Source organism: Nocardia citri, from assembly GCF_054065835.1.
Map to the genome: position 1 here is coordinate 84,715 of NZ_JBSUQM010000018.1, position 26,728 is coordinate 111,442.

The following is a 26,728-nucleotide window of genomic DNA, read 5'->3' on the forward strand; positions in this document are numbered from 1 at the left end:
CGGCGTCTAGCCACCCGGATTGCATGCGGCGGTCGAGGTTAGCGGGTGAAGATTTGGGTGCGGCGGGTGGGGGTGGCGCAGACATCGTGGATGAGGCGGCCCAGGTCGAGTTCGGGTGGCAGCGAGCGGTACCGGAGTTGGCAGACCACGGTGCCGGAGGCGGTGACAGCGAAGCGGGTTTGGCGGTTCTCTACGGGTTCCCATTCGATTGCGACAAGGGGGGTGTCGAGGTGGATGGTGTTGTCGCCGATACGTAGGGCGAGGCCGGAGGTGTCGCGGTAGAAGACGACCGGTGTGTCACCGAGATCGCCGTATACGCCGAGTTGCGGGCCGATTCCGGCGCCGACGGCTTGGAGTGCGCCGGTTTCCGGGTCGAAGCGTGCGGGGACACCGAAGCCGGAGAAGGGTTGGACGAAAAGGGTTGTGCTGTTTCCGTTCTGAGATGGGCGGTTGCGGTAGGCGTTGGCGCCTTGGCGGTTTCGGGCGGTTGCTGGGGGTGCACCGACAGGTGGGAGCGTCATCGGCGGGGGTGTGTTCTGCGGTGTCGAGTCTTGTTGCGGTGCAGCAGGGTTGACCGATTGATGCGATGCGTCGCGCCAACCGGGCGGCAGCGGGGTGCCGGAGTGGTGCTGGTCGGGGGGTGACGAAGGCACGGGCGTACCCGGGCGGGTCGGCGGATCCGACGGGTAGCCGAATGATGGTGAGTGTGTTCGGTCGTGCGGCGGTGTTATCGAGTCGTGGGGTGGCAACGCTGGGGGTTGCGAGGGTTCCGGCATTGTCGGTGGGCCAGGCGGCACCGGTGTCGCCGGCGGCAACGGGGGCTGCGGCGTTGTCGGCAGGACCGGCATGGCCGGCGGCACCGGAGACGCGGGTGTTGTCGGTGGGGAAGGCGGCACCGGCGTTACCGGGGGTTGCGGAGGCTCCGGCGGCGTTGATGGGAACGGAGGCTCAGGCGTAATCGGAGGGAATGGCGGCACCGGCGTTATCGGGGGTCGCGGAGGTTCCGGTGTCGGCGGTGGGAACGGCGGCACCGGGGGCACTGGGGGCACTGGAGGGGTAGGCGGCAGAGATGGAACCGGAGGCACCGGCGGTGTAGGTGGAACCGGAGGCACCGGCGGTGTAGGTGGAAACGGAGGCACCGGCGGTGTAGGTGGAAACGGAGGCACCGGCGGTGTAGGTGGAAACGGGGGCTTCGGGGATACCGGCGGTTTGGGCGGCATCGGCTGATGCGGGGGTACCGGAGGCTTCGGCGGCACAGGCTGATGTGGTGGTACCGGAGGCTTCGGCAGCACAGGCTGATGTGGTGGTACCGGAGGCGTTGGTGGGTGCGGCGGCGTCGGGGGTTCCGGCGGCTGTTCGGGCAGCGGCCATGTCGGATCGAACGGTGCCCGGCTCGGCTGGTCGGGCATCTCGTACTCGTGATTCAGCCTCGGCGGATGCGGAATGTGGGACCGCAGCATCGAGCCAGGCAATGGCGGCGGCTCCGAACCACCCGAACTCGACCGACCGTCCGGAGGCTGCTGTCCACCCCGATTCGCCCGAGCCCCGCCTTCGCCTCCGTCACGACCACGACTCGCGGCATCCCCAGCCGACTTCCCCTCCCCCGCGCGAGGATGCGAGGCATCGCCAGAGGTTTCCCCTTCACGAACACGCCCCCGCTCCTCGGGCGACTCCTCATTACCTCCTGCCCCAGGATGCGTTGACTCATCGAACGACTCACCATCCACACTGCCCGGCCGCACCGAACCATCGGACGGCTCCAGATCGCCCGAACGATCCCCCGGCATCACACCGTCGGACGATTCGTCACCGTCTCGACGCACTGTGCTGTCGGAGGACTCATCGCTCGCAGAATCACGACGCCCAGCGCTCTCGAGCAGGTTCTGACCATGCCGAGGACCTGGATCATCGGACTCGCCGCGTGGCTCGCCGAGTTCTGCCCCTTCGCGGACCGGCGGCACATCGGCCCCGGGCGATTCGCCGTCACGATCACCAACCGCATCGGACGAGTCGGCGGGGTCGCGGCTGCCTAGAGTGTTCGGCGGCTCGTCACCACGCTGCGTACCGGCATCGGGCGTCGGGCGCTCATCTGCGGTCGACGGCTCGGCCGGTTCCGGCTCTGCGCGAACCGCAGGCGCATCCGTTGTCGAAGGCGGCTCGGTGCCGCCGGAAGGCGAAGGTGGTTTCTGGAGTGGGTGATCGTTGGTTGGGGCGGGTGGTTCGTTCGGGTTCGGTGGGAGGGCGCGGGGAGAGTCGGGGGTCGGGAGAACGCGTGCGGGAAGCTGGGGTTGATGGTCGACTCGGGGCGGGGCGTAGGGGATTTTGGTGCGCCAGTCGGTGCGGGGTGGACGGTTGGCGTTCCAGTCGAAGCCGATGCGGATGGCGTGCTGGTTGGCGTCGTGCCAGGCAGCGACGGGGTTGTGGCGCTGGTAGTTCGATTCGGCGAGGGCATCCTGGAGGAGCAGGATGTCTTGTGGCAGTGGGTTGCCCGCGATCAAGCGGTTCCAGGCCTCGGCGACATCGGCGACCGCATCGAGTGGACGGCGGCGCAGGATGCCGTCATTCGGGTCGTGCACCAGATGCGGATCGCGCATGAGGTGGTTTTTGATCTGCTCGATCTCGGCGTGGGTGAAGGCGGAGGTCGAGTTGTCGAGTCGGTCGGCGACCAATCCGGTCAACTCGGCGCGGTCGGCGCCCCGGTTGCCGAGTCGGTCACGGATGTCGTCGACCAATCGTGTTGCGTCACCGCGCTGTTCGTCGCGCAGGTGGCCGGTGAGTGCGTCGGCGATCGGGGCGAGGTCACCGGAGCTGTCGAGTCTGCGCGCGATCTGATCGACGATTTCCGCTGCCCGCACGGCACGTGCCGCGCCTTCCGCATCCGGGTGCGTGGCGAGGTGATCGACGATGCGGTCGATATCGCTGTCGTCAGGTCGGAATCGCTCATACTCGGTGTCGGCCCAGTGCTGCACACGCGCCCACGCCGCTTCCTGATCACGTTGGCGCTGTTTGTATTCCTCCGACAATTCGCCGCGATCAGGCACTCGGTCCTGCGGATTCCATTCGCGTGCCATCGGCTGCACATCGGCCGCGCGCGGACGGAAGTAGGGATGGCCCTTGAATCCCGGACTGATTCGGCCCGGATGGTCCTTATCGCTGTACCAGGTGAATCCGCTCAGCTTCGCCGATTCGAGGATGATGCGCATGGTGTTGTAGAACACCCCTGCCATCGGCGGCTCGAAGGTCGGCACACCCGGATCGAGCGGGTCCATACCGGGAATCCGCGGCAGCAGTTCCTTATCGATCGCACCGGGCGGCGGATCCAGGAACGGGTCGACAATGGAGGACTGGAATGGATCGACCGCCCAACCGCTGACGCCTTCGGGAAGTACCCGCGGTTCGAATGCCTTTGGCACCCGGGGACCTCGACGGTCTATCGTCCAGTCCGGGCGGGCCGGATCGACCGGGTGCCAATCGCCATTGCCGTCCTCCCATCGGGTGAGGCGCAGGCGGGGTACGCCGTGACGCCATCGGGTGAGGCGCTGGCCGGGTACGTCTGGTACGTCCTCGCGCGGTACGTCCATGCCGCGCCACCCCGCGATGAGATATTCACGGCGTGGGCGTTCGAGTTCGCCGGTGCGCATCGGCATCTCACGCTCAGCGATGATCACCCGATATTCGATCTGCGTTTCACGACGGGTCATCGCCTCTGCCACTGCGGAATTGCGGCGGATCGCATCGCCGAGTGCCGCATCGTGACCCGCGCGCGGATGCTCCAATGTGCCACGCGGGGCTACCACGATGATCCGTGGGTGTTCACCCTCGACAAGGCCGACGCGATCGGTGATCTGCTTGGCTCCCTCGGCCGCAAAGACGTCGCGACAAGCTCCGGCCAGTTCGGCCATCTGCCCCTGGACGCGACCGATGCTGTTGTCCGCCTGGTTAACTCGGTCGGCCGCCTCGCGCAGCAGGTCCAGTAGTCTGGTGTTCTCCTCGGTCGGCGCGAGCCGGTTCGCTGCCTCGCGCAGGGTCTCGTCGATCTCCTCGGGGCCCAGGGCATCTCGGTTTACGCCGAGGCGATCGGCCAGATCGTCGCACATTCCGCGCCATGGCTTACTCGCGAGCACTTCGGTGGCACGTTCGGCACCGAGCCGGTCCAGCTCGGCGCGCGTTTCGGCCGAAAGTGGCCGGTGTGCAATAACATCCACGACCTCCAGCGCGGCAATGCGCCGATCCAGTTCGACGAGGGCAGAATCGGCTTCGTTGAAGCGTTCCGCCGCGTCTTGCAGCTTGAAGATGCTGTTCTCGCGCTGGGTGCGCTCGGCCGCGCCCACCAATTCCGGTTCTGACCTCGATGTTTCGTCGCCGGCTCCCGCGATGTCCCTGGTGCCGACGATATCGTCGCTGAGGCGTCGCAGGGTCGGCTCCAGGTTGTCCTGGTTCAGCGCGTGGTCGGGATCGCGTATATCGAAGCGTTCGGCGCGGTCATTGCGCTTGGCCCGCCAAAACTCACATTCGGCGGCCATGGCCGCACGTTCCCGCACCAATGCGGCGTGCACGGCCTCCGGTGTTCCAGACAGTTCGAGCATCGCGATCGCCTCATCGAGCCGCACCACTTCGGCTTCGGCGCGGTTGAATTCGTTGGCCGCCCGCTCGAGTGCATCGATCCGCGCGTGACGCTCGGCCTGCTCATGGACCAGCATGGTCTGGTTGCGCAATTCTTCGAGCGTCATCTCCAGCGGCCGACCCGGCCGCAGCCCCTCCTCGACATCGACCGGCAGCCCGGCAGCACGAAGCCGCCGGAGATCACGCAATTCCTCGCGATCGGCGACCGCCTCGGCCCGCTCCGCGCGCAGCCGATCGAGTTCGGCCCGGACCTCGGGGGTCAGTCCATCCGAATGCGGTGCAGTAGTTCCGGAATCCGGCTGCGAGCCGTCAGCGCCTCGATTTTCGGACGTGGAGTGCGTGGGATCCGAATCGTTCGCATCGGCACCCTGCGTGGCAGGCACAGACCGGGACCGATCCGAAGCATCTGCATCGGCACCCCGCACGTGCGACGCAGATCGCGTGGGATCCGAGCCACCCACATCGGTGCGTGGCGTCTCGTGTGAACCGCGCTGATCCTGCTGTGCCGCAAAACGTTCCGTAGGTGTGGAACCCGATCCCGGAGTCTCGGGTGGACCTGTGGGGCGCGCTGGTGCCGTCCCCTCCTCGGGCGGCCGGATCGGGGTAACGGTGACGACGCCGGATTCGTCCACCACAACGTGCAGATAGTCGACGTGGACGCCCTGATCGCCCAGCTGGTGGCGCAGCTCCGCGGGCATGACCTGCTCGGGTGCCGATGACGGCGACGCGACCACCACGCGCTGTCCACCAGGTGCGATTCCGACGCCCTCGGCGACCATATGCGCCTGTTCCCCGGCCAGCACGTCACGGGCCGCGAGTACGGCGGCGCGCTGGCGGGCCATGTTCTCATCGTTCATCGCCTGGAGGTAGCGGCTCAGCTCGGCCTGATATGCGCTCGCTGCATCCCTGACCTCGGTGGCGTGCCGCTCGGCAGCCCGCAGATCCTCGAAATGCTGCACCATCTCATGGCTCGGGACATGCTCCCGATCTCGTATCTCGGCAACACGATCCTGCGCCGCAGCCACCAAATCGTTCACAGCACGCTGTATTTCGTGCGGACTCGCGCCGTCGGGATCGATTCCGAGCCGCCTGGCACCTTCGGCGATCCCGGGTTCCATGGCCTGACGAGTAGCCGCGGTCTCCGCAATCCGCGCCGCCAACCCGGGCAGCGCATCACGCAATTCCGGCGTGACCGGCTCATGCACCCGCGACGGACCATCCTGCGGCCAACCGCCCGAGCTCGGCTCCTCCGGCTCCAGTTGCGCCGAACCGGGCGGCTCCTGCGGCGGATGCTGCGATCCCCCCGCACCATCGGCCTCCGGCGCACCCGAGTGCCCAGCCTCCTGAGCGGAGCCGACCGCACCCGAATATCGTAAAGGCGCTGAATCACCTTGCTCGTCTCGCAACGCAGCCTCATGCCAAGCATCGATGCGCCGCTGCAACTCATCGAATCCGGACTCCGCGCGCTGATGAGCCTGCTCGATTCGCTGCACCGGGTCGGTGGGTTCGCCGGGCTCGTCCGGTGTGCCGGCAGGCTGCCGATTCTCCACACCATCTGCGGAGTTCCGACCCGACGGCCCCTCGACCCGAACTTCGGCCCCTGGTCCCGCACCACCCTCGGCCGCATCCGGCGCACCAGCGGGCCGCCGATCCTTCGCACCGCCGTCCGCACCACCCGGCGACGGTTCCTCCGGCTCGGACATCGGCGGTGCGGGCGGATCGGCGGGTGGTTTCTGCGACCCACCACCGGCTTCGGCGACCGGTTCGATGCTCTCATCCGGCGCCGCCTTCTCCGGCAGCGCGGACTCCACGCCATCCGGATCGTCGTCGATACGAACCACAACAGGCTCGTCGGTGCGAGCCGCGTCAGGCCGCTTCCCGGCCTCGGCGGGGGGCGGCTCGGACGGAGACTCCGAAATATGGTGCGAGACATCGCCGGATCCGCCGGGCCACAGTTCGACCGGCACCGACGGGGCTCGGTTGACGTACTCGACGGCGCTGGACGCGCCCGCTCGCGCCTCATCGACAAGCAGGCGATACAGGACCTGCGCGGGTTCGGAGGCGTCGTCGCCGTAGCGCTCCACTTCACCGAACGCGTCGGAGAGGGCCTCGCCGGGGTCCAGGTTGTCGCCGTCGAAGCTGTAGCGGGTGAGCTGGTCGACCCAGGCACGGAAGTCCGTCTCGCCGGGGTGTTCGCGGGTGGCCAGGTAGTGCTCCCGCAACGCATCCATCACGCGCCGCTGCGCGCGTCCTTGTCCGGCGTAGTCGAGCACGTGACCGAGTTCGTGCACCAGCACGCCGTACACCGGGCGGTCGGCACCGATCACCCGGGTTCCATCGCGGCTCGTCTTCGAGACCAGCGTGTCCTCGTCGGATCCCCATGACTGCCCGCGCGCGGATTCCTCGAGGACGACGATCGACGGGGTCACCTGCCGAAGCCGTTCGGCCAGTGGCGCATCCGCGCCGACACGAGGGCTGGTGCTCGTGTAGGCGACTCCCCCCTGGGGATGGCGTGGGTCGCCGGGCTCGATGCGGACGCCGGCGAGCTTCATCTCCGGATGCTTGGTCAACATTTCGTCCACCGCGCGCGCGATTTCGCGAACCACCTCCGGATCGATGCCCTTGCGGCGGAACCCTTCCACCTCGATCGAATGCCGCCGCGCCAGCACCTTCGCGACCTGCCGCGGACTGCGCTTGGACCATTCGTCGACGATCGGCCGCGACTGCGTCTGCGACAGTGGGTGTGCTGTCGGGTCGGCGGACGACTTTGCCCCTCCCCCAACGGTATTCGTGCCACGTGCGCCGTCGGCCTCGTCCCGGACGGGGATCGGTTTTGTGCCGGAAGCCGGACTGTCCGGCGGATCGTGTAGCGGTCCGGACGGCGATCCGGCTGGTTCGGGCCCATCCTCGTCCGGCCCGTCATCCGAGCGCGGCGGTTCTTGGGAACCCCCGTCGAGCCGCCGCGGTTCGGCCGAATCCGGTTCCGGCACAGCCTCTTGCGGATCCGCGAAACGCTCCTGAAGCCTATCCACCAACTCGTCGAGACGATCCATCAACGCTTGATGCTCAGCCTCGGCCTCCGCATCCCGACGCCGGAACGCCTCCTCGGCAGCCGTCGACTCACGCGCCAAGGCATTATCGATAGGCGATTCAGCCGAATCCGGCACACCCTCCTGCGAATTATCGATATCCCCGAACCGCTCCTCGAGCCGACGCATCCGCTCGTCGAGACGATCCATCACCCCCTGATGCTGTGCCTCGGCCTCCTCATCGCGACGCCGGAACGCCTCCTCCGCAGCGGCCGACTCACGCTGGAATGCATTGTCGATGCGCGCGGTCGGATGGTCCGAATTGTCCACCGACGCACCCTGTTCCGCGCGCATCCTGGCGACCCATTCGTCGAGTTCCGCGTGCATTCGCGCATTCCACTCGTCCTGTTCGGCATCCATCCGCCGCTTCCAGTCCGAGCGGGAATCCGGCTCCGAGCCAGGGCGATCCGGCGGATCGACCGATCCGGGGTCATCCGGACCAGCAGGCTTAGGCCCTGGCCCGCCATCGTCCGGCCCGCCCACTCGCAGCGCGTGGTCGGCACCGGGACGGGGTGCGGTCAATTCATCAGGGGCGGTGTAGAACTCGTCGACCAGCGCGGCGAGGTTCCTGATCTGCTCGGCACGCGTTTGGATTTCCGCACGAAGCCGACCCAGCTCGGCTGTCAGCTCGGACGGGCTGAGTCCCTCGTGCTTCTCGATCTTTCCGTCGCGGTAGGCCTCGTACACCTTGCGGAAGGTCACATCGTCGGCACCCGCGATATCGACACCGACCAGTCGGGCCCAGTCGCGATTCGGTTCGGGCCGCCCACGCCCCTCGCCGGATGCGCCGTCGGCACGGCCGGCATGGTCCGCGAGCACGCGCCCGAAGTCGAGTGCATCTCCGGATTGCATCGCTTCGGCGATGATTTCGCGCAATGCCCGCACGCATGCCAGTTCGTGGATCGGCGGTTCGCCCGCGGCGCGCGGATCGGCCGACAGATCCCCGCGCGGTACATCGGAGTACACGTCGATATCGATCAATGCGCGCACGTATTCGGTGAGCGCGTCGACGACCTGATCGCGCTTACCCTCACCCTCTAGGCGCGCGATCACCTTGCGCAACTTCGCCGGATCGAGCTTGTCCGCATCCAGGCCGCGTATGACTCGACCGTCGTCGGCAACACGAACCTTGATCGGCTGCAACGATTCCGAATTGCTCAGGCCGAGCTGCGCGGCTAGGCGATCGCGCGCGGCATTGACCGCGCCGAGATCGCTATCGCGCAACTGCTCGGCATAATTGGCCAGATCGTCGAATTGCTGCTCGCGCCGCGAGGGGCGCCATTCGGGATCGGCCAGCGCCTGTGCGACCCGCCGCGGTGTCAGCTCCGACTCCGGAATATCGACCCGGTCCGCGAGTTGACCACGCGCATTGCCGATATCGTTGAAGTTCTCGATCGCGTTCATCGTGCGCGCGAAGTCGGCCAGCGCCTCGACCTGCCCGGCGCGCAGTGCATTGGCCAGCTTCAGTTCCGCGATGGTCCGGGCTAACCGATCTGGATGCAATGCCTCTGGTCCGAGGCCGAGTTCCTTTGCCAGATCCACGATTTCGCTGAGCATCTCGGCGCGCGTGCGGGGCGGTGTATCGCCCTGCTCGCCGGGCGAATGAGTGGTCGGCTCCTCGACGGGGGCCTGCACGGCGCGCCACCGACCGTCGTTGTCACGCACCATGGTGACGACCAGTTCGCGGCCGTCGATCGTCTCGCGATGGTGGTACACCTCGGGTGTTTCGACCGGATCCAGATGAATCTGCCCCATCCGATCCGTGCGCGCGGACCGGTAATCGAGTTCGACCTCGCCCCGATCGAGCGCATCCGCCAACGCCGGATCATCGGCGAGCGCGCGCGCCAGCGCATCCGCCCGATCCAGCGGCCCATTGATCACCACCAGCCGGTCCGGCGCATCGTCGCCGACCGGAACCCGCGCGACCTGATCGCCATGGATTTCTCCGACCGGCTCCTGCTGCGCGGCACGTAAATGCGGTTCGGCGGCCTCGGCGAATTCGGCGACCCTGGCGGCACGCGCGTCGTTCTCGGCCCACAGCCTGCGCAGTGCGACATCGAGATTGCGCGGGTTCACATCATTGAGGTCGAGCCCGAACATCTGCGCCCAGGTGGACGCCTCATCGCGAAGTTGGTCGCGACGCAGGGCGTGCTCGAAGTACACGCGGGGTCCCTGGTCGCGACCGAGTTCCTGACCGTCCCCGATATCGCCGAATTCGCGCAGCGGGTCCGCGCCATTGCCGACGGGCCGGAAGTTCTGCAGACCCGGATGGCCGTCGAAGGCGCTGATCAGCTCCCTGAGGAAGCGCCCCATCGGATTGTCGTCGAAGATGCTGACCTGATCGGCCAGCGGCACCGGACGACCTGTCGCATCGGGCACGCCCCATCGGGGGCCGGACGCACGGGCCGGCTCGTCCTCGTCGTAGGAGTCCTCGTCGACGCGCCGGGCATCGGGATCCTCGATCTCGCCCGCCACCGGCTCACGACCACGCAGTTCGGGACCCGAGTTACCCGACAGGTCGGCATTGACGTACGGCCGCGTGAGCTCCTCGTTGAAGCGGTCGGCCGCCTCCGCGAGGCCCGCGATCGCGGCCGCCTCACGCATCGTCCGATACTCCTGCTCGTCGAGCACCCGGCGAATGGTCTCCGGACTGTCGTCGGGCAGATCGAAACCGAGACGATGCGCCATATCGGTGAGCGATTCGTCTTCCGGTGGCGCAGCGTCGATTTCGCTACTCGGCTCCGCAGGCGCCGGTTCGTGTTCGAGCGCCCTGGCCTCCTCGTCCGAGATCAGACCGAAGTTCTCCAGGTCATCGATGATCCGCTGGCGCTGTTGCGGATCGGCGACGGCCAGTGCCTCTTCCAGTACCGCCCGCGCCTCTTGCGGCGCGATGGCCTCGACTTCGAGCAGTTCGGTAACGGTCTGCCGCACCAGATCCGGATCGGCGTCGCTCACCCAGAACCGGTACTCCTCGCCATCGGCCGTGCGGGGCACCACGAAATCGCCCGCCACATCCCGAATCCGGCCGGAGAGCTTGTTCAGGATCGGCAGGTGCTCGCGGTTGCGCCACGCGGTCCAGCCCTCCTTGGCGATGCGGGCCATATTGAGACCCTCGCCTCCACTCTCCGGGGCCGGTCGAGCGACGGTTTCGTGTCCGGGCGTCGCCGGTGGCGGATGCGGCGCCTGCGGATGTGATTCGAGCAGGTCCGGCGCATGCTCGATGCCATCCTTCACCGCGTTCTGGCCGCGCCGGTCCTCACCCGAACCCGATGGGTACTTCGGGTAGTCGCCCACGTAACCGCGCACGCGCATCCGCTGCCGAATCCGCTCCCACGCCCGGCGCAGCGGCGATTTCTTCTCGGGCGGCTCGGAGTCGGCTGGGTGAGCGGGTGGTTCGGATTCTTCGGGAGCTTCGACCCGCCAGCGCCCCTCGTCGTCGGGACGCACCTGAAGCGGCACCTCTTCGCCATTCGCGTCGATGACGATGCGGCGCGACTCATCCCGGTTCGACGGATCCTCGGATCCACTACCGGAGTTCTCGTTTCGCGAATGATCCGGGTCCTCGGGTGTCCCGGCGGCGACGGGCGGTTCGGACGGCGGCTTCTTACCACCGCCACCGCCACCGGCTTGCGCGGGCCGCTCGACCTCGGCTTGCGCGGGCCGCTCGACCTCGGCCCGCGATTGCTGCGGTGCCGCTGGATCATCGACGCGCAACACCCGGGTCTCGCCCGATGGACCGATCCGCAACTCGCGTACGACGGTGCCGGGTTCGGCCCGCAATTCGGCGAGCCGCGGATGTTGGGCCGTCGCCGCGTCCAGCACCCGGACCGGATCACCATCGCCCCAACCGACCACGAATACTCGCGCCGGTTCACCCGGCACCACACCGACCCGATCGGTCACCGGAATCGCCCCGGCCCGCAACAACGCATCGCGTTGTAGTGCGATCGCCATCGCCTCGTCGGCTCGCGCGACCCGTTCCTCGGCCTGTGCGATGCGCTCCGGATCGCCTGCGGCTCTCGCCTCGTCGCGCTCGCGCACCGCCGCCGCGTTCTCGGCCGCCAGCCGATCCAGCAGGTCTTGGCGCTGCTGCTGGGCCCGCCGATCCTGCGCGCCATCGTCCGGATCTGCCGGTGGGAACTCCGGTGCGTCGAACGAATCGTCGCCGGGCCGGGGCCGATCGATCGGTCGCGGCGCGGAATCGCCCTGACCCGAGCGATTTCCGAAAGGCAGTTTGTCAGTGATCCGGCGCAGCAGGCCCTTCGACGCGCTGTGATCGTTCAGGTCGGCGGAACCATCGAGCAGGATTCGGCTGATGCGTTCCCCGAGCCGCCCCGAGTCGGAATCGGACATGCCCTGGAACTGCCTGGCCACCACATCGCTCGCACTGCCGTCTCCAACGGGCGGTGCGACCCGCCACCCGCCGTTGCCATCGGACTGCAGCATGACCCCGAAGTCCCACGCCCGCGTCTTCACCTCCGTTCGGAGGAACTGCGGCCAGCTGCGTTCTCGCGCGGAATTGGCTGCGGCATTGTTGTATTCCGGCATGGCCACCTGCCGTGTCCGCAGACGGCGTGCCACCTCGGCCGGATGTGGCTCGCCGATCGACGGATCCGCCTCGGCGAGCTCGTAACCGCGTGAAATGAAGCCCGCACGAAGTTTGTCTTTGCGGCTCGAAGAAGTGCCATCACCGATTTCGAAGGCATCCGGGCCGAGCTGGCGAATCCAGGTATCGAAGCCGAGGTCCGTCTGTCCGGCGGCGCGGTAGCGCAGATAATGTGCAAGCATTTCGGTGGCCTGCTCGTCTGCGCCCGGGAGACGGTAGGGGCCCTCGGCGATACCGGCATAGATCCAATCGGCCGACAGCGAACCGTCGGGGCGCTGTCCCACTTCCAAGTATTCGATCCGGTGCGTGTCGTCCCACAGCACATCGGTGTATTCCGGATGGGTAGCGGCCAGGTCGCGCAGCGCGTCCATGTGCTCATCCGCGGGCGCCGCCACCACCAGACGTCCACGTCCCACCGGCTGATGACCCGGAAACTGGGCGACCCGGTCGGTGAGCCGAGTCCCACCCGGATCCCGCGCCAGTTCATCGTCGAAGAAGCGATTGATGCGATCCGCTGCGTCCTGCGCGCTTATCCGCGGCGGCGACGCGTCCTGATCGGCCGGATGTCCGGTTTCGGGCTCGGCCGTATCCGACCATGGGCGGTAGTCGTCGAGGTTGTCGTCGGCGTGCCGAGCGACGTCGAAGGCGACCTCGGCCGCCTCCAGACCGACCTTGTCGATGTAGTTGCGCAGCGCTTCGCGCCCGGCTTCGTAACCCGCCCGCTCCGGCCGGATCGCCGGATCGTTCGAGCGGGCCGCGGTCCGCTCGGCGCGTTGATAGGCGCGGTCGTAGGCATCGGCGTAGGCGCGTTCGGCCGGACCGACGGGCACGAACCGGCCCGAATCGCGCAACATCCGCAGGGATTCTATTTCGGCCGCGTACTGACGGCTGCGCTGTTCCCGCATTGCCGGGGTATCGGTGTGGTGGACGGGCGGCCCCTCGCCGGGTGCGCGGGTGATCGCGTGCGCGCTGTCCCACTGTGCCCGATAGAACGCGGCGAGATCGCCGCCGTCGACGCGGGATCCCAACTCCACCAGACGATTTCGCACTTCACGAGCGGCGCTATGGTGTGCGGCCGTATCGATCATGCTGCCGGTGATCCCGCGGTTGTCGCGGTAGGCGCGCTCGGCTTGCAGCTGCGCCTGTTTGAAGGCGTCCTTATATACCTTGGACAGCAGAGTTTCCGGGGCCGGGGTGGATTCGGTCCCGAATTGCCGCCACCGGTCGAATTCGAAGGCCCTGGCCTGGGCCACCGCCTCGCGATCGAGCATCAGATCGACGTATTCGTCGCGCCCGAGGGTGAAGCGTTCGAGCACACCGTTCGGTGCGCCGAGTTGCTCGGCCAGATACGCCGCCCGGATCGCCTCCGCGGCATGCTGGGACGGGGCATCGGTCAGACCGAGTAGCACCGTATTCGAGGCCGGGTCGTATCCGGCATCGACGCCGCGCTGCTGCCTGCCGTCGTACAGACCGGAATCCACGTCGAGTCCGAAGCGGATCGCCACCCCGTGTCTAGCGAGTACCTCCGCCGCCCACCGTCCGAGCTCATTGCCCCGCAGGATGCGCTGCAGCCGGTCCGAGGCCACCTGCGCGGTCTCGCCCATCGACTGGTCGAATTCCGGCGACGCCGCGGCGGGTTCGTCCGGCGGCCGCGGTGCCACCTGGTGTTCGACCTCCGCCCGCACATCCGCCGCCGCGGCATCGACCCAGGCGGTACGCAGATCCACCGGCTCCCGGCGCACCTGGACGGCCCCGGAATCGTCGACGCTGACGTGCAGCCGTTGCGCCGTGGCATCGCCGTAGCTAATGGCGCGATGCAGTTCACTGCCCCGATCGGCCGCCGCGCGCGATATCGCGACATGATCACCACGGCCATCGACCACGATTACCCGCGGCGGCTCACCAGGCAGCACCGCGACTCGATCATTTGCCCAATGACCTTGCTCTGCAAGGACTTCCGGACCAAGCACCTGCTGACCGACTCGTGCCGCGATCTCATCGAGCACCCGGTTGCGCTGCGCCTCGACCTCGACATATCGGCGAGTCGCCTCATCCAATGCGCGCACCTGCACGGGGCGCTCGGAATTCATTCCGCGCCCAACTGGGCGAATTCTGTCTTCCGCCACCGCCTGTCGGCCGCGCTCGAACAGATCGCGATCGCCGCGGTGCGTTTCGGGGTCGAAGGCGCCGAACCGTCGGACGGCTCTATCCCAATCGCCTTCGACGGCCCACAGTTCCCGGGTGAGCGCGGCGTGTTCACGGACAAGGCGCTGTAGTTCACGGGCCGACTCCGCGGAGGTCGGCTCGTACATTCCGTCCGGGCGCTGGTGCGCATCCCAGGTGCCGCCGTGGATATCTCGCAGACTCGCGCCCTCGCTCGGATACAGCGGCGAGTCGAACATATCGCTGGACAGCAGCGCCTCGATGCCCGCCTCGCGGCCGATGCGGCGCGACTCGTGCTCGCCGAGCCCCGGATCCGCGGCTGCGATGGCCGCGTCGCGGGCAGTCAGATACTGCTCGTGCAAGGCACGAGTGTAGGCCGAATCCGCGACATCGTGTGCGGTCGGGGCGGATTCCGGATATCCGGCTGCAGCCAACTCACGGCGGAACTCAGCCTGCCTACCGAGCGCCTCCGCGTCCGTACGTATCTGTGCGGCAACATAATCCGAGCGTTCCATGGCGCGGATACGTGCGGGATCCACCTCGACCCGACCGGACAGCACCGCGTCGGCGAGTGCCGCCGCACGTACCACCGCCTCCGCTTGGGCGGGCTGGCTACGGTCGTGGCTATCGACGGAGACATCCATGGTCCGGCCGTTGAACGAATCTCTGTGGCCCGCAGTATCTTCGAAGCGCACCGCAGCACGGGCGGACCGCAGTACTTCGGCCACCTCGCGTCCGGTTTCGCTACGTCCCAGCAGTTCCCACACCGGAGCACCGGTCATATCCCGCGGCCGCACCTGCCATGCACCGGCGTCGGGTTCGGGGCCGCCGCCTGGCCGGTCGTCGGCATTCCACTCGGCGCGGATCTCGGTCACCTGATGTCCGAGCTCGCGCATCATGTCCCGGAACATTTCGCGCCCGGTCGGCGTGCCGTCGCCGACACGCACCGTCACGTGCAGTACACCGTCCGCGTCGACCCGACCGTGGATGCCGTGCTGGTTGTCCCCTCCGTACCGATTGGTGTACGCGTTCGGGCGGTCGTCGAACTCCTCGTCGTGCCGGTTCGAATCCTCCGGTCGCATTGCCATATCGCCGTGTTCGGGCGACGAATCGCTGGCGTGCTCCCGGATTTCGGTCAGACGCGCCATCACCGTGTCGTGCCACTGGCCGCGACCGTCCTTGTCGAACTCCGGGCGCAATGCGGCGACGCGTTCGATTATGGCGTCGACGACCGAACGCGGCAGCTGGTGATCGATCACCTCGATGCTGTCACCATTGCGACGCAGGAAGTGTTCGGCGAACGGGCTCAACGCATTTCGCGCGTCGACGCTGTCCTCGAACCCACGACTGTGATCGATACCGATCACCTCGCGCTGCGAGCCGATCATCCAGCCCTGCCCATCGCGGTCCGGAATGCGGATCAGCGCGTCCAGCAGACCGAGCGCACGACCCGCGACGGTGTCCGCGTAACCGAGCTCGTGCACATCGACGAACTGCGGATGACGTTCGGCCGCAACACGTCCCGCCATCTTTTCCATGTACACGACATTGGCGTCAGCGGATTTGTCGTGGAATACTTCCGGCACATTCGCGCCGATAGCGCGGCCGAGCAGCGACGCCAGTCGTTCGGCGACAGCGTGGCGCGAACTGATGACGGTCTTACGGATCAGTTCGGTGCCATCATTGAAGGTGACCAGCTCGACCTTCCTGGCAGCATGGACCGAGGAACCCTCGCTCAGCACCGTGACCGAACGTTCGCCGGAAGCGATGGCGGAGCGGACGATATCGTCGAACGAGCGGATGCCGTGCGCGTCATCCCACGCGTGGCCGTAGAACTCGGCATGGGTTTCGGTCGAATGCCCGGGCCGATGACCGGCCAGCTCGCGGCCTATGGCGTCCTGGCCCGCCTGTTCGGCGATTCGATCCAGTTCCGATGCGGGTGCTGCCGGATTCTGTTCGTGCGCTCGCGCACGGGCCTCGTCGTAGGCCGCGGTGTAGGTGCGCTCCAGCGCAGTTTCGGCGAGATCGTGTCTAGCCGCCCTGAGTTGTTTCGCCGCAATGATTTCCTTAGCGTGCGCCCGGGCTTCCTCCCGGACCATGCTCGCGATGTAATCGGCATGCGACAGGCCCATGCGTTCCTGTGCACCCCCGGGGCTCTCGCGGGTCTGCGCAAGTTCGACGTGGCTCGCACCATGCACCAGGGCGACCATCTGTGCCGCGTCGGAGGCGCCGACATCCAGGACGAGTGTGCGGCGGCTCGGGTAGTAGCGGTCGTCGGAACCGGCCTCGTACACGATATCGACATTGTGGCGGGTGAGCATCGCATCGGCCCAGCTGCCGATTTCGGTGGTCTCGCGCAGCTGTTTTCGAATTCGCGCGATGCGCTCTCGGGCCGCTGCGCCCGCCCGATCCAGCGGGGTGAGATCGGTGGCGCGATCGAACTGGCGGGGTGACGGCTCCGCGATGGGCTCGACCCGGATGCGGCCGACCTGGTCGGCATCCACATTCAGGTGCTCGCGCACGACCTCGGGCCGATCCAGCAGATCGCGAATCTCCGGATTCCGCTGTGCCTCGCGCAGGACCCGCTGATGGTCATCGGTGCCCGACGCGATCACCAGACGGTCGGGCTCGCCGGGGATATGCATGATGTTCTCGTTGAGCATTCGCGCACTGGGGTTCTCGCGCAGTTGCTGGGCGAGGACATCTCTGATCGCCGCATTCGCTACCTGATCGGCGCGGTGGTCGTAGGACGCCTGCGCCTGCTGACGCTGGTCGGCGAGGTCCGCGAGGGTGCGCAGTTCGTGTTCTTCGGTACGGAGTTCAGCCTGCCGCTCTGGCGGAACATCCATTCCGGCACGTTCATCGCTGATGCGCTGCAAGCGGTCGGTGATGTGACGTTGCAGTGGCTCTGTGGCGAGGGTCGGATCGAGGTCGAGGGCCGCCGCACGCCTGACGAGTTCTGCCGAGGTGTCGCGCAGGTCACGCAAGGCCGACTCACGGGCCAGCGCTCCGGTACGCAGGTTTTCCGCGATATCCGCGGTGGTGTCGTGCATGCGGGCGCCCGGCGGGAGTTCGGCGCTCGCCGTTTTCACGCGATCCCAGAAGTCGCCGTAATGATCGGTGTAGTTCTTGCCGTTTCGCCACTCGTAGGTCGCGATTGCCTTATGCAGCGCGTCGACCGCGACTTCATGTGCGGCCTGGCGGATCTCGGCCGGTGTCAGCGACGAATCGCTTGCCGAAAGATCGGCGGCGGCGCGATCATAGGCCGTGGTGTAGGTCTGTTCGAGCGGGTGCACCGCGATGTCGTACTCGAGATCCCGGAATTCCTGGGCCAATTGGAAGCGGCGGCCCGTTGCCGCTGCCTCCTCACCGACCATGGTGCGCACGAATACGTCACGTACCATTGCCCGGGCGTCACCGGTTTCGCCCTGGACATACCGTTCGGCGTGCACGGATTCATGGGCCAGGGTGAGTGCCTGGTGGACATGATCGACACCCGAGGTGAAGGCAACGGCGGTCAATTCGCGGCGCCGGAATTCACCGGCTCGGCCGTCGCCCGCGGACGGTTCGAATCCATCGCGAACCGGACTGTTGTCGAAGCTCGCCGCGATCTGCCGCCCGGTCTCGGTCTGGCGCAACAGTTCACGGACCTGATCGGGCTGCGCATCCAGCGAACGGCCGATCCGGACCGCGGGATCGCTCGCGTGCGGATGCTCGGAACCGATGGGGTGCAACGGTTTTCCGGCCGGGTCGAAGGCAATCGCATACGTGCCGCGAAGTTCGCGTGGCACCGTCGGCGGAAAACCCTCGACTCGGCCCGCCCCCGGATCGCGCACCACGATCCCGCCGTTCTCGTGCACCATCACATACGCGTGCGCGCCGACGTTGTACCTGTCGACCGCACCGCTGTATTCATCGACGACCAGCGCCGAGGCCCCCTCCGGCCGGGAAAGCAGCAGCCGGGCGATCTCGGCATGGTCACCATAGGAACGCAACTGCCCACCCGCGGCCGCCTGCACCTCCGCGGCCGTCATACCGTCCAGCCCGATCACCCGCTCGGGCAACCTGATCGCCGAACTCCCGGTAAGCGCCTTGATCAACCGCAGCGACAACTCCGCACATCGACCACGATTGCGCTCCGGAATCCGAACCTCATCCCCACCTCGCCGCTGCTGAGCGTCCGCACCATCGCCGTCCCGCGGCCGGTCCGCAGGCCCATCCCCCGTCGCCCGCTGCACATGCGGTTCGGGTTGCGGCACGAACGCCACCGCGGGATCGTGCGATTCAGCCCGCCGCCGCGCCGCCTCCCGCCGCTGCTCGACCTCCTCCCGCCGCGCGACCTCCCCGGCGTCGCGATGCGACTCGGCCGCCGCCTCGACATCCGCACCAGCCCGATGCGCCCCAACCTGCGTTGCCGGATCCGTCGCATGGCGTACGTCGGAAGCTTTGGGCCGCGGTGGAATGTCGTCGGCACGCACAGCGCCCTCGTCGGCAGACCGGGCTGTGTCCTGGTCGGCGAGATGCACAGTGCCCTCGTCATCGGGACGCGCGATGCCCTCGTCACCGGAGCGAATGGCCCCCTCGTCCCTCGCGCGCACGACACTCTCGTTTCCGAGACGCGCAGCATCGTCACCCCCGGGACGTACAACACGTTCCCCATCGGGACGCACGGCGGTATCACCCGCGGCACGCACCACACGCTCTGTGTCCGGACGCGCGACACCGTCACCCTCTGGGCGCACAGCACGATCGTCATCGGGGCGCACCACGTCAGCGCCCACTGGTCGAACCGCGCGATCACCATCGCGCCGTGCGACACCATCACCGTCAGGCCGCACCCGGCCATCGCTCTCGTGCCGTGTGGCACCATCGGGACGCACAACGCTGTCACTCTCGCGCACCACGTCCGCGCCTTCGTTGCGCGCCGCACCTACATCGCGCGACGCAGTGCCGTCGCCGTCAGGCCGCGTGGCGCTTTCCGCCTGAGATCGCGCGATATCGCCACCGTCGGGTCGCACGGCACCGTCACTGCGGGGATCTGCAGCACCGCCACTGTCGCGCGCAACATCGTTAGTTCGCACGGGAGCGGCGGTCTCGGGGCGCACGACGCGGTCGGCGTCGGGAATATCACTTTCGGGACGTACAGACGGAGTGGCGTCGCTGCCGCCGCGCCGCTGCGCAGTGGTGTTGTCGGGGTGCGCGGCGATGTCGCTGTCCGAATGCGCCGCGCTGTCGTTGTCGGGCCGAGCGGCCGTGTCGTTGTCGGAGTGCGCGGCATCGGCGCTGTCCGGGCGCACCGAGGTATCCCCATCAGGTCGCGCGGCATCGGCGCTGTCCGGGGGTGCGGCGGGGTCGCTGGGGCGTACGGTGGCGTTGCTGTCGGCTTGGGCCTCGGCGTGGATGGGGGCCGGTGCTGCCTGCGGGCCTGCCATGGGGTCGGCGGTGGGGTGCAGTGTGGTTTGGGCAGCGCCCGCACGGTTTTCGGGGGCCGTGCGGGTGGGCTCGGCATCGGAGTTGGTATTGCCGGTGCGGAATCGGTCTGTGCCGCCACGGCCGTCGGTGGTGGTGCGCGTTTCGGCGGTGGATGGGGTGGTGGTGCGGGGTTCGGTTGCCGATTGCGGGCGGGGCTGTTCGCCACGTGCGGTTTCGGTAATGGGGTTCGCACCGGGGCGCATATCGGCGGTTGAGGCCGTGCGTGGTGCTGACGGTGTCGTGCCGGTGCGCGTGTCCGGTGCGGTATGGGTCGCGGTTGTTCCGGTTTGCGTAGGGGCAGCACCTGTTTGGAGTGAGCCCGATGCCGCAGCGGCACCTGTCCGCGTGGCGGCGTTGTCGTTGGAGATGCGCGAACCATCGGTCGCGCTCGAAGTGTGTTGCGCGCCTGCGGGGGTCAGATCGGCTCGGGTACCAGCGTCGGGCCTGGTCGGCCCCTCGTGCGCTGACGCTCCCGTGTAGTCGGCCGACCCCGTGCGGTCGCCGGCACCGTTGGAATCGACGGTCGAATTCGCCTGTGCTACAGCTAGATTCGGATTCTGTCCGGATTCTGCGGCGGGCCGCACGGAACCCTCCGATACGGTTCCCGCCTCCGAATTCCGCATACTCGACTGGTCGACGCCACCATCGGCTGCGCGCCAATCCGTGGTTCCATCGCCTGCTCGCTGCGTGTTCGTGGAAGCATCCGCGTCAGCCCGCGCAGTCGTGGAACTGTCGGCACCGGCATGCGCGGTCGCGCCACCGTCACCAGCATGCGCCGTCGCACCGTCATCACCCGCACGACCGGTAGAACCATCGGCGGCGCCCGCCTTCGACATACCGTCATCAGCACCATGCCGGTGCGCCGAATCATCGCCCGCACCATGACTATTCGAAGACCCGTCAGCCCCCGCCGCCGCACCGCTGTCCACAACATGCGCGGTCGCACCATCCGCCGCACCGTTCGCACCACTACGACCAGTAGCCGACTCCCCCGTATGCCCCGCATTCGGCGCGCCCGCACCGGTTTGCCCGGCGGCCGAACCAGCAGCACCCGCGCGCCCGGCATCGGCGCCATCGCCGGCACCGACGGGCCCCACATCAGGACGAAAACCAATGCGGGACAGGCTATCCGGGTTGACCGTGGGACCATTCGGCCGGTACCACTCCGGATGCCGCCCCTGATAGAACTGATCGGCCATCGCCCGGTTCGCGCCGGACATCGCGCCGTTCGACGCGCCCGCCGTCAACATGCGCAGATCGAATTCGGTCTTCTTCAGCCCCTCGACAGCCTTGTCCCAACCACCTTCCGGCCCGGAACTGGCCCAAGTGAACGCGAATTGCGCGCCGACACTGCCACCGAATCCGGCGAGGGCACCCGCCGTGCCCGCGGTCGCACCGGTGAGCAGTCCGCGCAACCACGCCTTCATTTCCGTATCGGCGAGCTTCTCGCCGAGTCGCTCGCCGATCGGGCTGGCGACACCGGCGCCGACCGCCGAACTGATCGCGGTGATGCCGACCTGCTCCCAGTTGACCTCCTTGCGATGCCCGGTACTCACCTGGTACTGCTGGATTCCCCAGTCCTGGACCGTGCCGAGAGCGGTGTCGATGGCAATGTGCCGGACCAGGAAATTCGCCAGTCGGCGCCCGAGGAATTTGGCCACGATCTCGACGATCTTGTCCATGACCTGCTTGGCGATCATCCGGATCGCCACCCGGGTTCCGGCAATCGCCAGCGCTTCCTCCGCGGGCGCGGTCGGCGGAAAGATCCATGCGATCGCGATCTCGGCGGCGAGCAGCGCCAAGGAGGTGATCAGCATGAGCTGGCCGTACTCGATTTCACTGCCGACGCTGGTCGCCGAATCGGCCAGCTTCTCGAAATCGCGGGCCAGCATCTCGAGCGATTGCGGACCTTCGAGATAGCTGTCGAAGTTGGCGAGGACCGCCTTGATGCCGTCGCCGTCTGGATATGCCTTCAGCGACGCCGTTTTCGCAGCACGAATGTCGGGCATGATGTCGCGCAGTCCGGCGGCCGCGGTACGCCAGTCCTCGGCCACCCCCCACATGCCATCGGGATCGCCCGCAGGCCAGTCGGATCCGGCGACCCACTCCAGCCATTTGAGATAACCCGGCAGCTCAGCCATCTGCGCTCACCCTCGGTCACCAGCTGGAATCGGTTACTCCGCGGTCCGTGGCCGATCGACGCGAGACGATCTCGACATCGCTGAACTCCATCGGGGCGCCGTCATCGTCGGCGACCGACCGGCGCTCGTCGGAATTCGGCGGTGCCAGCGAAACCTTCGGCGCCTTAGGCATTTCGGCGCCCAGGTCGGGCATGCCCTCGATCAGATCCGACAATTTGGGCAGTCGTGCGCGACGGTCGTGCAGGGGCATCATCAGCTCCTGCGCCTTGCGGTTCACCTCGGCGGTCGCCCGCTGCGCCGCTTCGGTCACCGCCTTCGCGATCTCGCCGTAGCTCAATTCGTCAATGCCGGAACCGAATTTGGTTTCGATAATGGTGCCGTCGGCATTCACGGTGACCGTGATCCGCTTGCGCACGGTAGCGCTCGCGGTCAGTTCGGCACGCCGCTGCTGTACCTGCGCGATGGCCCGAAACTGTTGTTGGACTTCGTCGAGCACCGCCGCCATCTCGGCCTTGGCGAATTCGTTCGTCATGGGCTACACCGACCTGTGATTCAGCGGAAGCCGTCGCCATTGGATTGGTCCATCCGCCGCAATTCCTTGGCGGATTTGTTCTGGCTGTTGTAGAAGTTGTCGAAATTCGTCGCGGTCGCCTCGATATTCGCGGTCATCTGCTCGCGCGCGGCCTTGTAACCATCTGTACCCTCGTAGAACTGGCGTCCCAGCTTGTCGTTCCCCCACGGCGCATGGCGGTCGGCGAGCGCGGCGTTCAAGGTGTGCAGCACGCTGTTGACCCGATCTCGAATGGCACTCGTCCGCTCCGCGGCCTTCTCGAACAGCTCCGCATCGTGCCTCAGCTTGTCCGACATCGCGCACTCCTCGAGCTCCAGCGGTTCCCCGCGCCCATCACCATCGGATCCTCTGATTCGACGATGCCACCGCTTGGCAACTCGTTCGTGGCTCGAACATGAACGGCGGGTGCCGCGCCAGTTACCGCGCCCACCGACTGCGGTTCGCCACGCGAGCAGTCACTTCCGCTTGCGGAACCGGCCCACGATGCTGTCGACAATGCGCAGCACACCGCGCACCGCCATCGGGAAGAAGGCCGCCTTCATGAATTCGAAGTAGTTCGGGTTGTAGCGCGCGACATACGAAATCGCCGGGTCCACGGATTCGACCTGATGCCACCAGAACATCGGAATGTAGAGGATGTCACCGGTTTCGAGGACCACGTCGTAGCAGGAGGCCTCGCCCAGCTTCTCGAAGCTGCTCACATCCGGATCGAACTCGTCGGGAAGTCCGGTGTAGGGGGCTGACACATTCATCGGAACCCGGCCGTACACGTTGCGGTACTCGTTCGGCGGAAACAGCCGGACCCGCTTGCGGCCGTGCAGCTGAATCAGCAGGCCGTGCCATGGATCGTTGTGCAGCGGTGTCAGATTGCCCTGCTGGCCGATCCACACACTGCTCGCCGCCGAACTCTGCTGCCGGGTACCGACGCGCGAGGGCAGCTGATCGGCAAGTGGCTGCGGGTCTGCCGCGGCGCGCGAGTAGTAGTTCTTGTCCGGCTTCGGCTGGTCGAAAACAGCTGCCATGACATCGCGATATTCGAGCACCTCGACCGGCGATGTTTCCTGCGTGAACACATTGGTCGTACTGGTCAGCGCGGCCACCTTTTGGCTGCCGTACTTCTCGCGCAGTGCTTCCGGTTGAAAATCATCGAATACCGGCCAAGTCGTTGCGACACCACGGAATACGACCGGAGTCTGCGCATCGAAGACAGCCTCGAGTCGGAAATCCCGATCGGGTACGACCAACCCCTGCCGCCCGCCCCTCGACGGATTCATCACATCCCGAACGCTTCGGCCGACCCAGAGCACGAAACTCGCCAGAAAAATAGGGGCCAGCGTGACCGGCCGCTCATCGTAACCCTTGGTCATATCCCACATCTCCTGAGAGAACTGTTGCAGCACAGCAATTTTCGACTACTCACCGCACATCGTGAGCCGACCCTATCGACAAACTCGAGTCCAGCGCCCCAAGCCATACCCACCCCTGGGGATACCACAGCCCCATGTCCCGGCCTGCCGTCATCCGGCCGTGGGGTCGGTTGCCGCCTTCCCCCCCGGCGAACGGTAGCAGACGGCACAGCTCGGTTCGCCTACTGTTGATGTGATGCCGATTTCAGGAGACGCCATGGCCGATCAACCTTCGGACCCGCTGGTTTCGCTGGTGACCGTGGCGGCTGAGCATATGGGGTATTCGTGCCGGGCAACGGGACCCGATGAGGTGCGGATGATGGGGCCGCACGGGGACGGCCCCCATTTCCTGCGGCTGGACACCCTGCGGCGCAGGCTGCACGAGCAACCGTTCGATGAGTGGCCCGCACTCATCGCGGACCATATCGAAACGTTCTCGACGCACGTGGATCCGGATCACACCGATCCGGTCGAGAACGACGAATTCGACACGCTGCGTGGACTTCTCAGGACAAGATTCGCGTCGACAGACACCATCCCCGGTGTCGGCATTGTCGGGCGTTACCTCGCGCCGGGAATCATTCAGGTGGTGGTGATCGAGCAACTTCTCACCGCTGCGGCCGTCACTGCCGACCAGCTCGACAGATGGCAGATCGACACCACCGAACTCTTCGAACTGGCCGAGGCGAACACCCGCGCCGCCGACCGCCTCGACGTCGAATGGCGCAACTACAACGATGCGCATTTCGCCATTCTGAGCGGCTCGGACTCCGCGAGCGCGCATTCGATGTGGCTCGGCGACTATCCGGTAATCGGTATGTACGGAGCGCTTTTCGTCATATCGCACGAGGGCAATGTCTACGCGCATCCGATTGTCGGGCCGAATGCGCTGACGGCGATGATCCTGCTGGGCAAGGTGGCCGCCAACACCTATCGCAGCGAACCGCGGCCGATCAGCCCGGCGGTCTACTGGTGGCGAGACGGTCAGATCAGCCTGGCCGCCATTACCGAAACCGATCCCGGCCACAATGTCGCAGTGCGCCCGACCGCGGAACTCGAGGCGCTACTGACCTGCTCGGCGGTGACCTGCGAGTTCGCGGTGCTGCCCGCCGACGCGGTCGACAACGCGCTCGACGCGCTGGAGCAGTACCGACAGATGTGCACCACCCCGGACAACGGGCCCACGCCACCCGCCGTCGCAGACCTCATCGCCGAAATCAACCGCAACGGCGGCGCCGTCGGATTCGTTGCGGACGTGGCGGATGCACGCGGCGCGGTACTGCGCACCTGGGGACCGAACCGGGGCAGGCATCTGCTCGCCGTACTTCGACTCACCAAGAACCGCGACCTCGCCGTGCTCGACGTCGAGACGGGCCACCTCTACGACCCGCGCGGGCACGTCGAGGTTCGCGTGAGCGTCGGAGACGGCCGTTCGCTGCCCTACCTCACCCGCGCACTGCTCGAGGATTTCGTGGTCGCCGTCGCCGACCCGGACGACCCGTTCGTGGTCGTCGCCCGCGCGGACGGGACCTACATCCAAACGCGCCGCCACGAGTGGGTCTACGAAATCGAGCACCACGCCGGACCCGCATCGGCACATTTTCGCGCATACACCTTGCAGCACAAGGTCGTTCGCGATGTGATCTGGGCATGGGCCTGCGGCGACCCGTCCTGGACGGCCGCAGTGCAATGGCGGCGGGCGGATCCCACCGCACCGGGTATCGAGGCGGCATCCGGGCTGGAAATCCTGCCGGACGAACTATCGTGCGCCGGTTCCGATCTCTCACCCGACGCACTCACACTCCTCGATACCTTTCTGGCGGTTCGCGATACGCCGATCCCGTCGACCGATCGCACCGCCGCGCCCGACGAACTCGCGATCGACCCGGCGAGCTTGCGCGACCCGAGGTCACCGCGCCCCGAAGCGGCACTCCGCATCGACGAAGCCGAAACGACAGACGATCCGGACGAGAACTGACGCCACCCGTACAGGTGCACCCGGGATCCGCGATCACCCGGGTGCGAGGATCGACGTATGCGAGTACTGGTGCAGCGCGTATCCGCCGCGCACGTGACTGTCGACGGACAGACCGTTGGCCGGATCGAACCGAATCCGCAGGGCCTGCTCGCCCTGGTCGGCGTGACGCATGACGACACCGAATCCATCGCGAGAGCCCTGGCGGACAAGGTGTGGCGATTGCGCATCCTCGAGGGGGAACGCGCCGCCGCGGATCTGGATGCGCCCATTCTCGTGGTCAGCCAGTTCACCCTTTACGCCGATACCGCCAAGGGGCGGCGGCCGTCCTGGTCCGCCGCCGCATCGGGCCCCGTCGCCGAACCGCTGGTCGAGACCTTCGCGCAGGCGCTGCGCGAACTCGGCGCAACCGTCGCTACCGGACGGTTCGGCGCGCATATGCATCTCGAACTCGTCAATGATGGCCCGGTGACACTGCTGCTCGAAGGCTGACCGTGCGCAACCACCCCTGACAACTTCGCGCACCGCCGATTCGCTCGCCGACACCCGCGACAACGTGGAACAGCAACAGCGCCCGGGTGCCCGCCCGAAAGGCCGTCAACAGGTCCAATGTGGCGGGCAGCGGTTGCCGGTGGACTGCCTGCTCACTCCAATCATTTCTATGGCAAACTCGGTCGAGCAG

General features: G+C 67.0%; 6 protein-coding genes. 2 read left to right on the forward strand and 4 right to left on the reverse strand.

What is annotated here, in order from left to right:
• Nucleotides 1-38 precede the first annotated feature (38 nt).
• From ACW2Q0_RS22400 to ACW2Q0_RS22415, 4 genes are all read right to left on the reverse strand, one after another.
• Nucleotides 39-22,094 (reverse strand): WXG100-like domain-containing protein, encoded by a 22,056-nt coding sequence (locus ACW2Q0_RS22400; protein ID WP_457192849.1) that lies wholly within the window; start codon nt 22,092-22,094, stop codon nt 39-41.
• A 16-nt stretch (nt 22,095-22,110) separates the two neighbouring features.
• Nucleotides 22,111-22,626 (reverse strand): YbaB/EbfC family nucleoid-associated protein, encoded by a 516-nt coding sequence (locus ACW2Q0_RS22405; RefSeq protein WP_457192850.1) that lies wholly within the window; start codon nt 22,624-22,626, stop codon nt 22,111-22,113.
• A gap of 20 nt (nt 22,627-22,646) precedes the next feature.
• Nucleotides 22,647-22,961, reverse strand: coding sequence for a hypothetical protein (locus ACW2Q0_RS22410; protein WP_457192851.1), 315 nt, complete (start codon nt 22,959-22,961; stop codon nt 22,647-22,649).
• A gap of 159 nt (nt 22,962-23,120) precedes the next feature.
• Entirely contained in the window at nt 23,121-24,032 is a 912-nt protein-coding gene (locus tag ACW2Q0_RS22415) for a cupin-like domain-containing protein (protein WP_457192852.1), read from the reverse strand.
• Nucleotides 24,033-24,288: 256 nt separating this feature from the next.
• On the opposite strand from ACW2Q0_RS22415, the gene ACW2Q0_RS22420 reads away from it, so the two are divergent.
• Nucleotides 24,289-26,049: a hypothetical protein gene (locus ACW2Q0_RS22420; protein WP_457192853.1), complete on the forward strand. Its 1,761-nt coding sequence runs from the start codon at nt 24,289-24,291 to the stop codon at nt 26,047-26,049.
• A 57-nt stretch (nt 26,050-26,106) separates the two neighbouring features.
• Nucleotides 26,107-26,538 (forward strand): D-aminoacyl-tRNA deacylase, encoded by a 432-nt coding sequence (gene dtd, locus ACW2Q0_RS22425; protein ID WP_457192854.1) that lies wholly within the window; start codon nt 26,107-26,109, stop codon nt 26,536-26,538.
• Nucleotides 26,539-26,728: the final 190 nt, after the last annotated feature.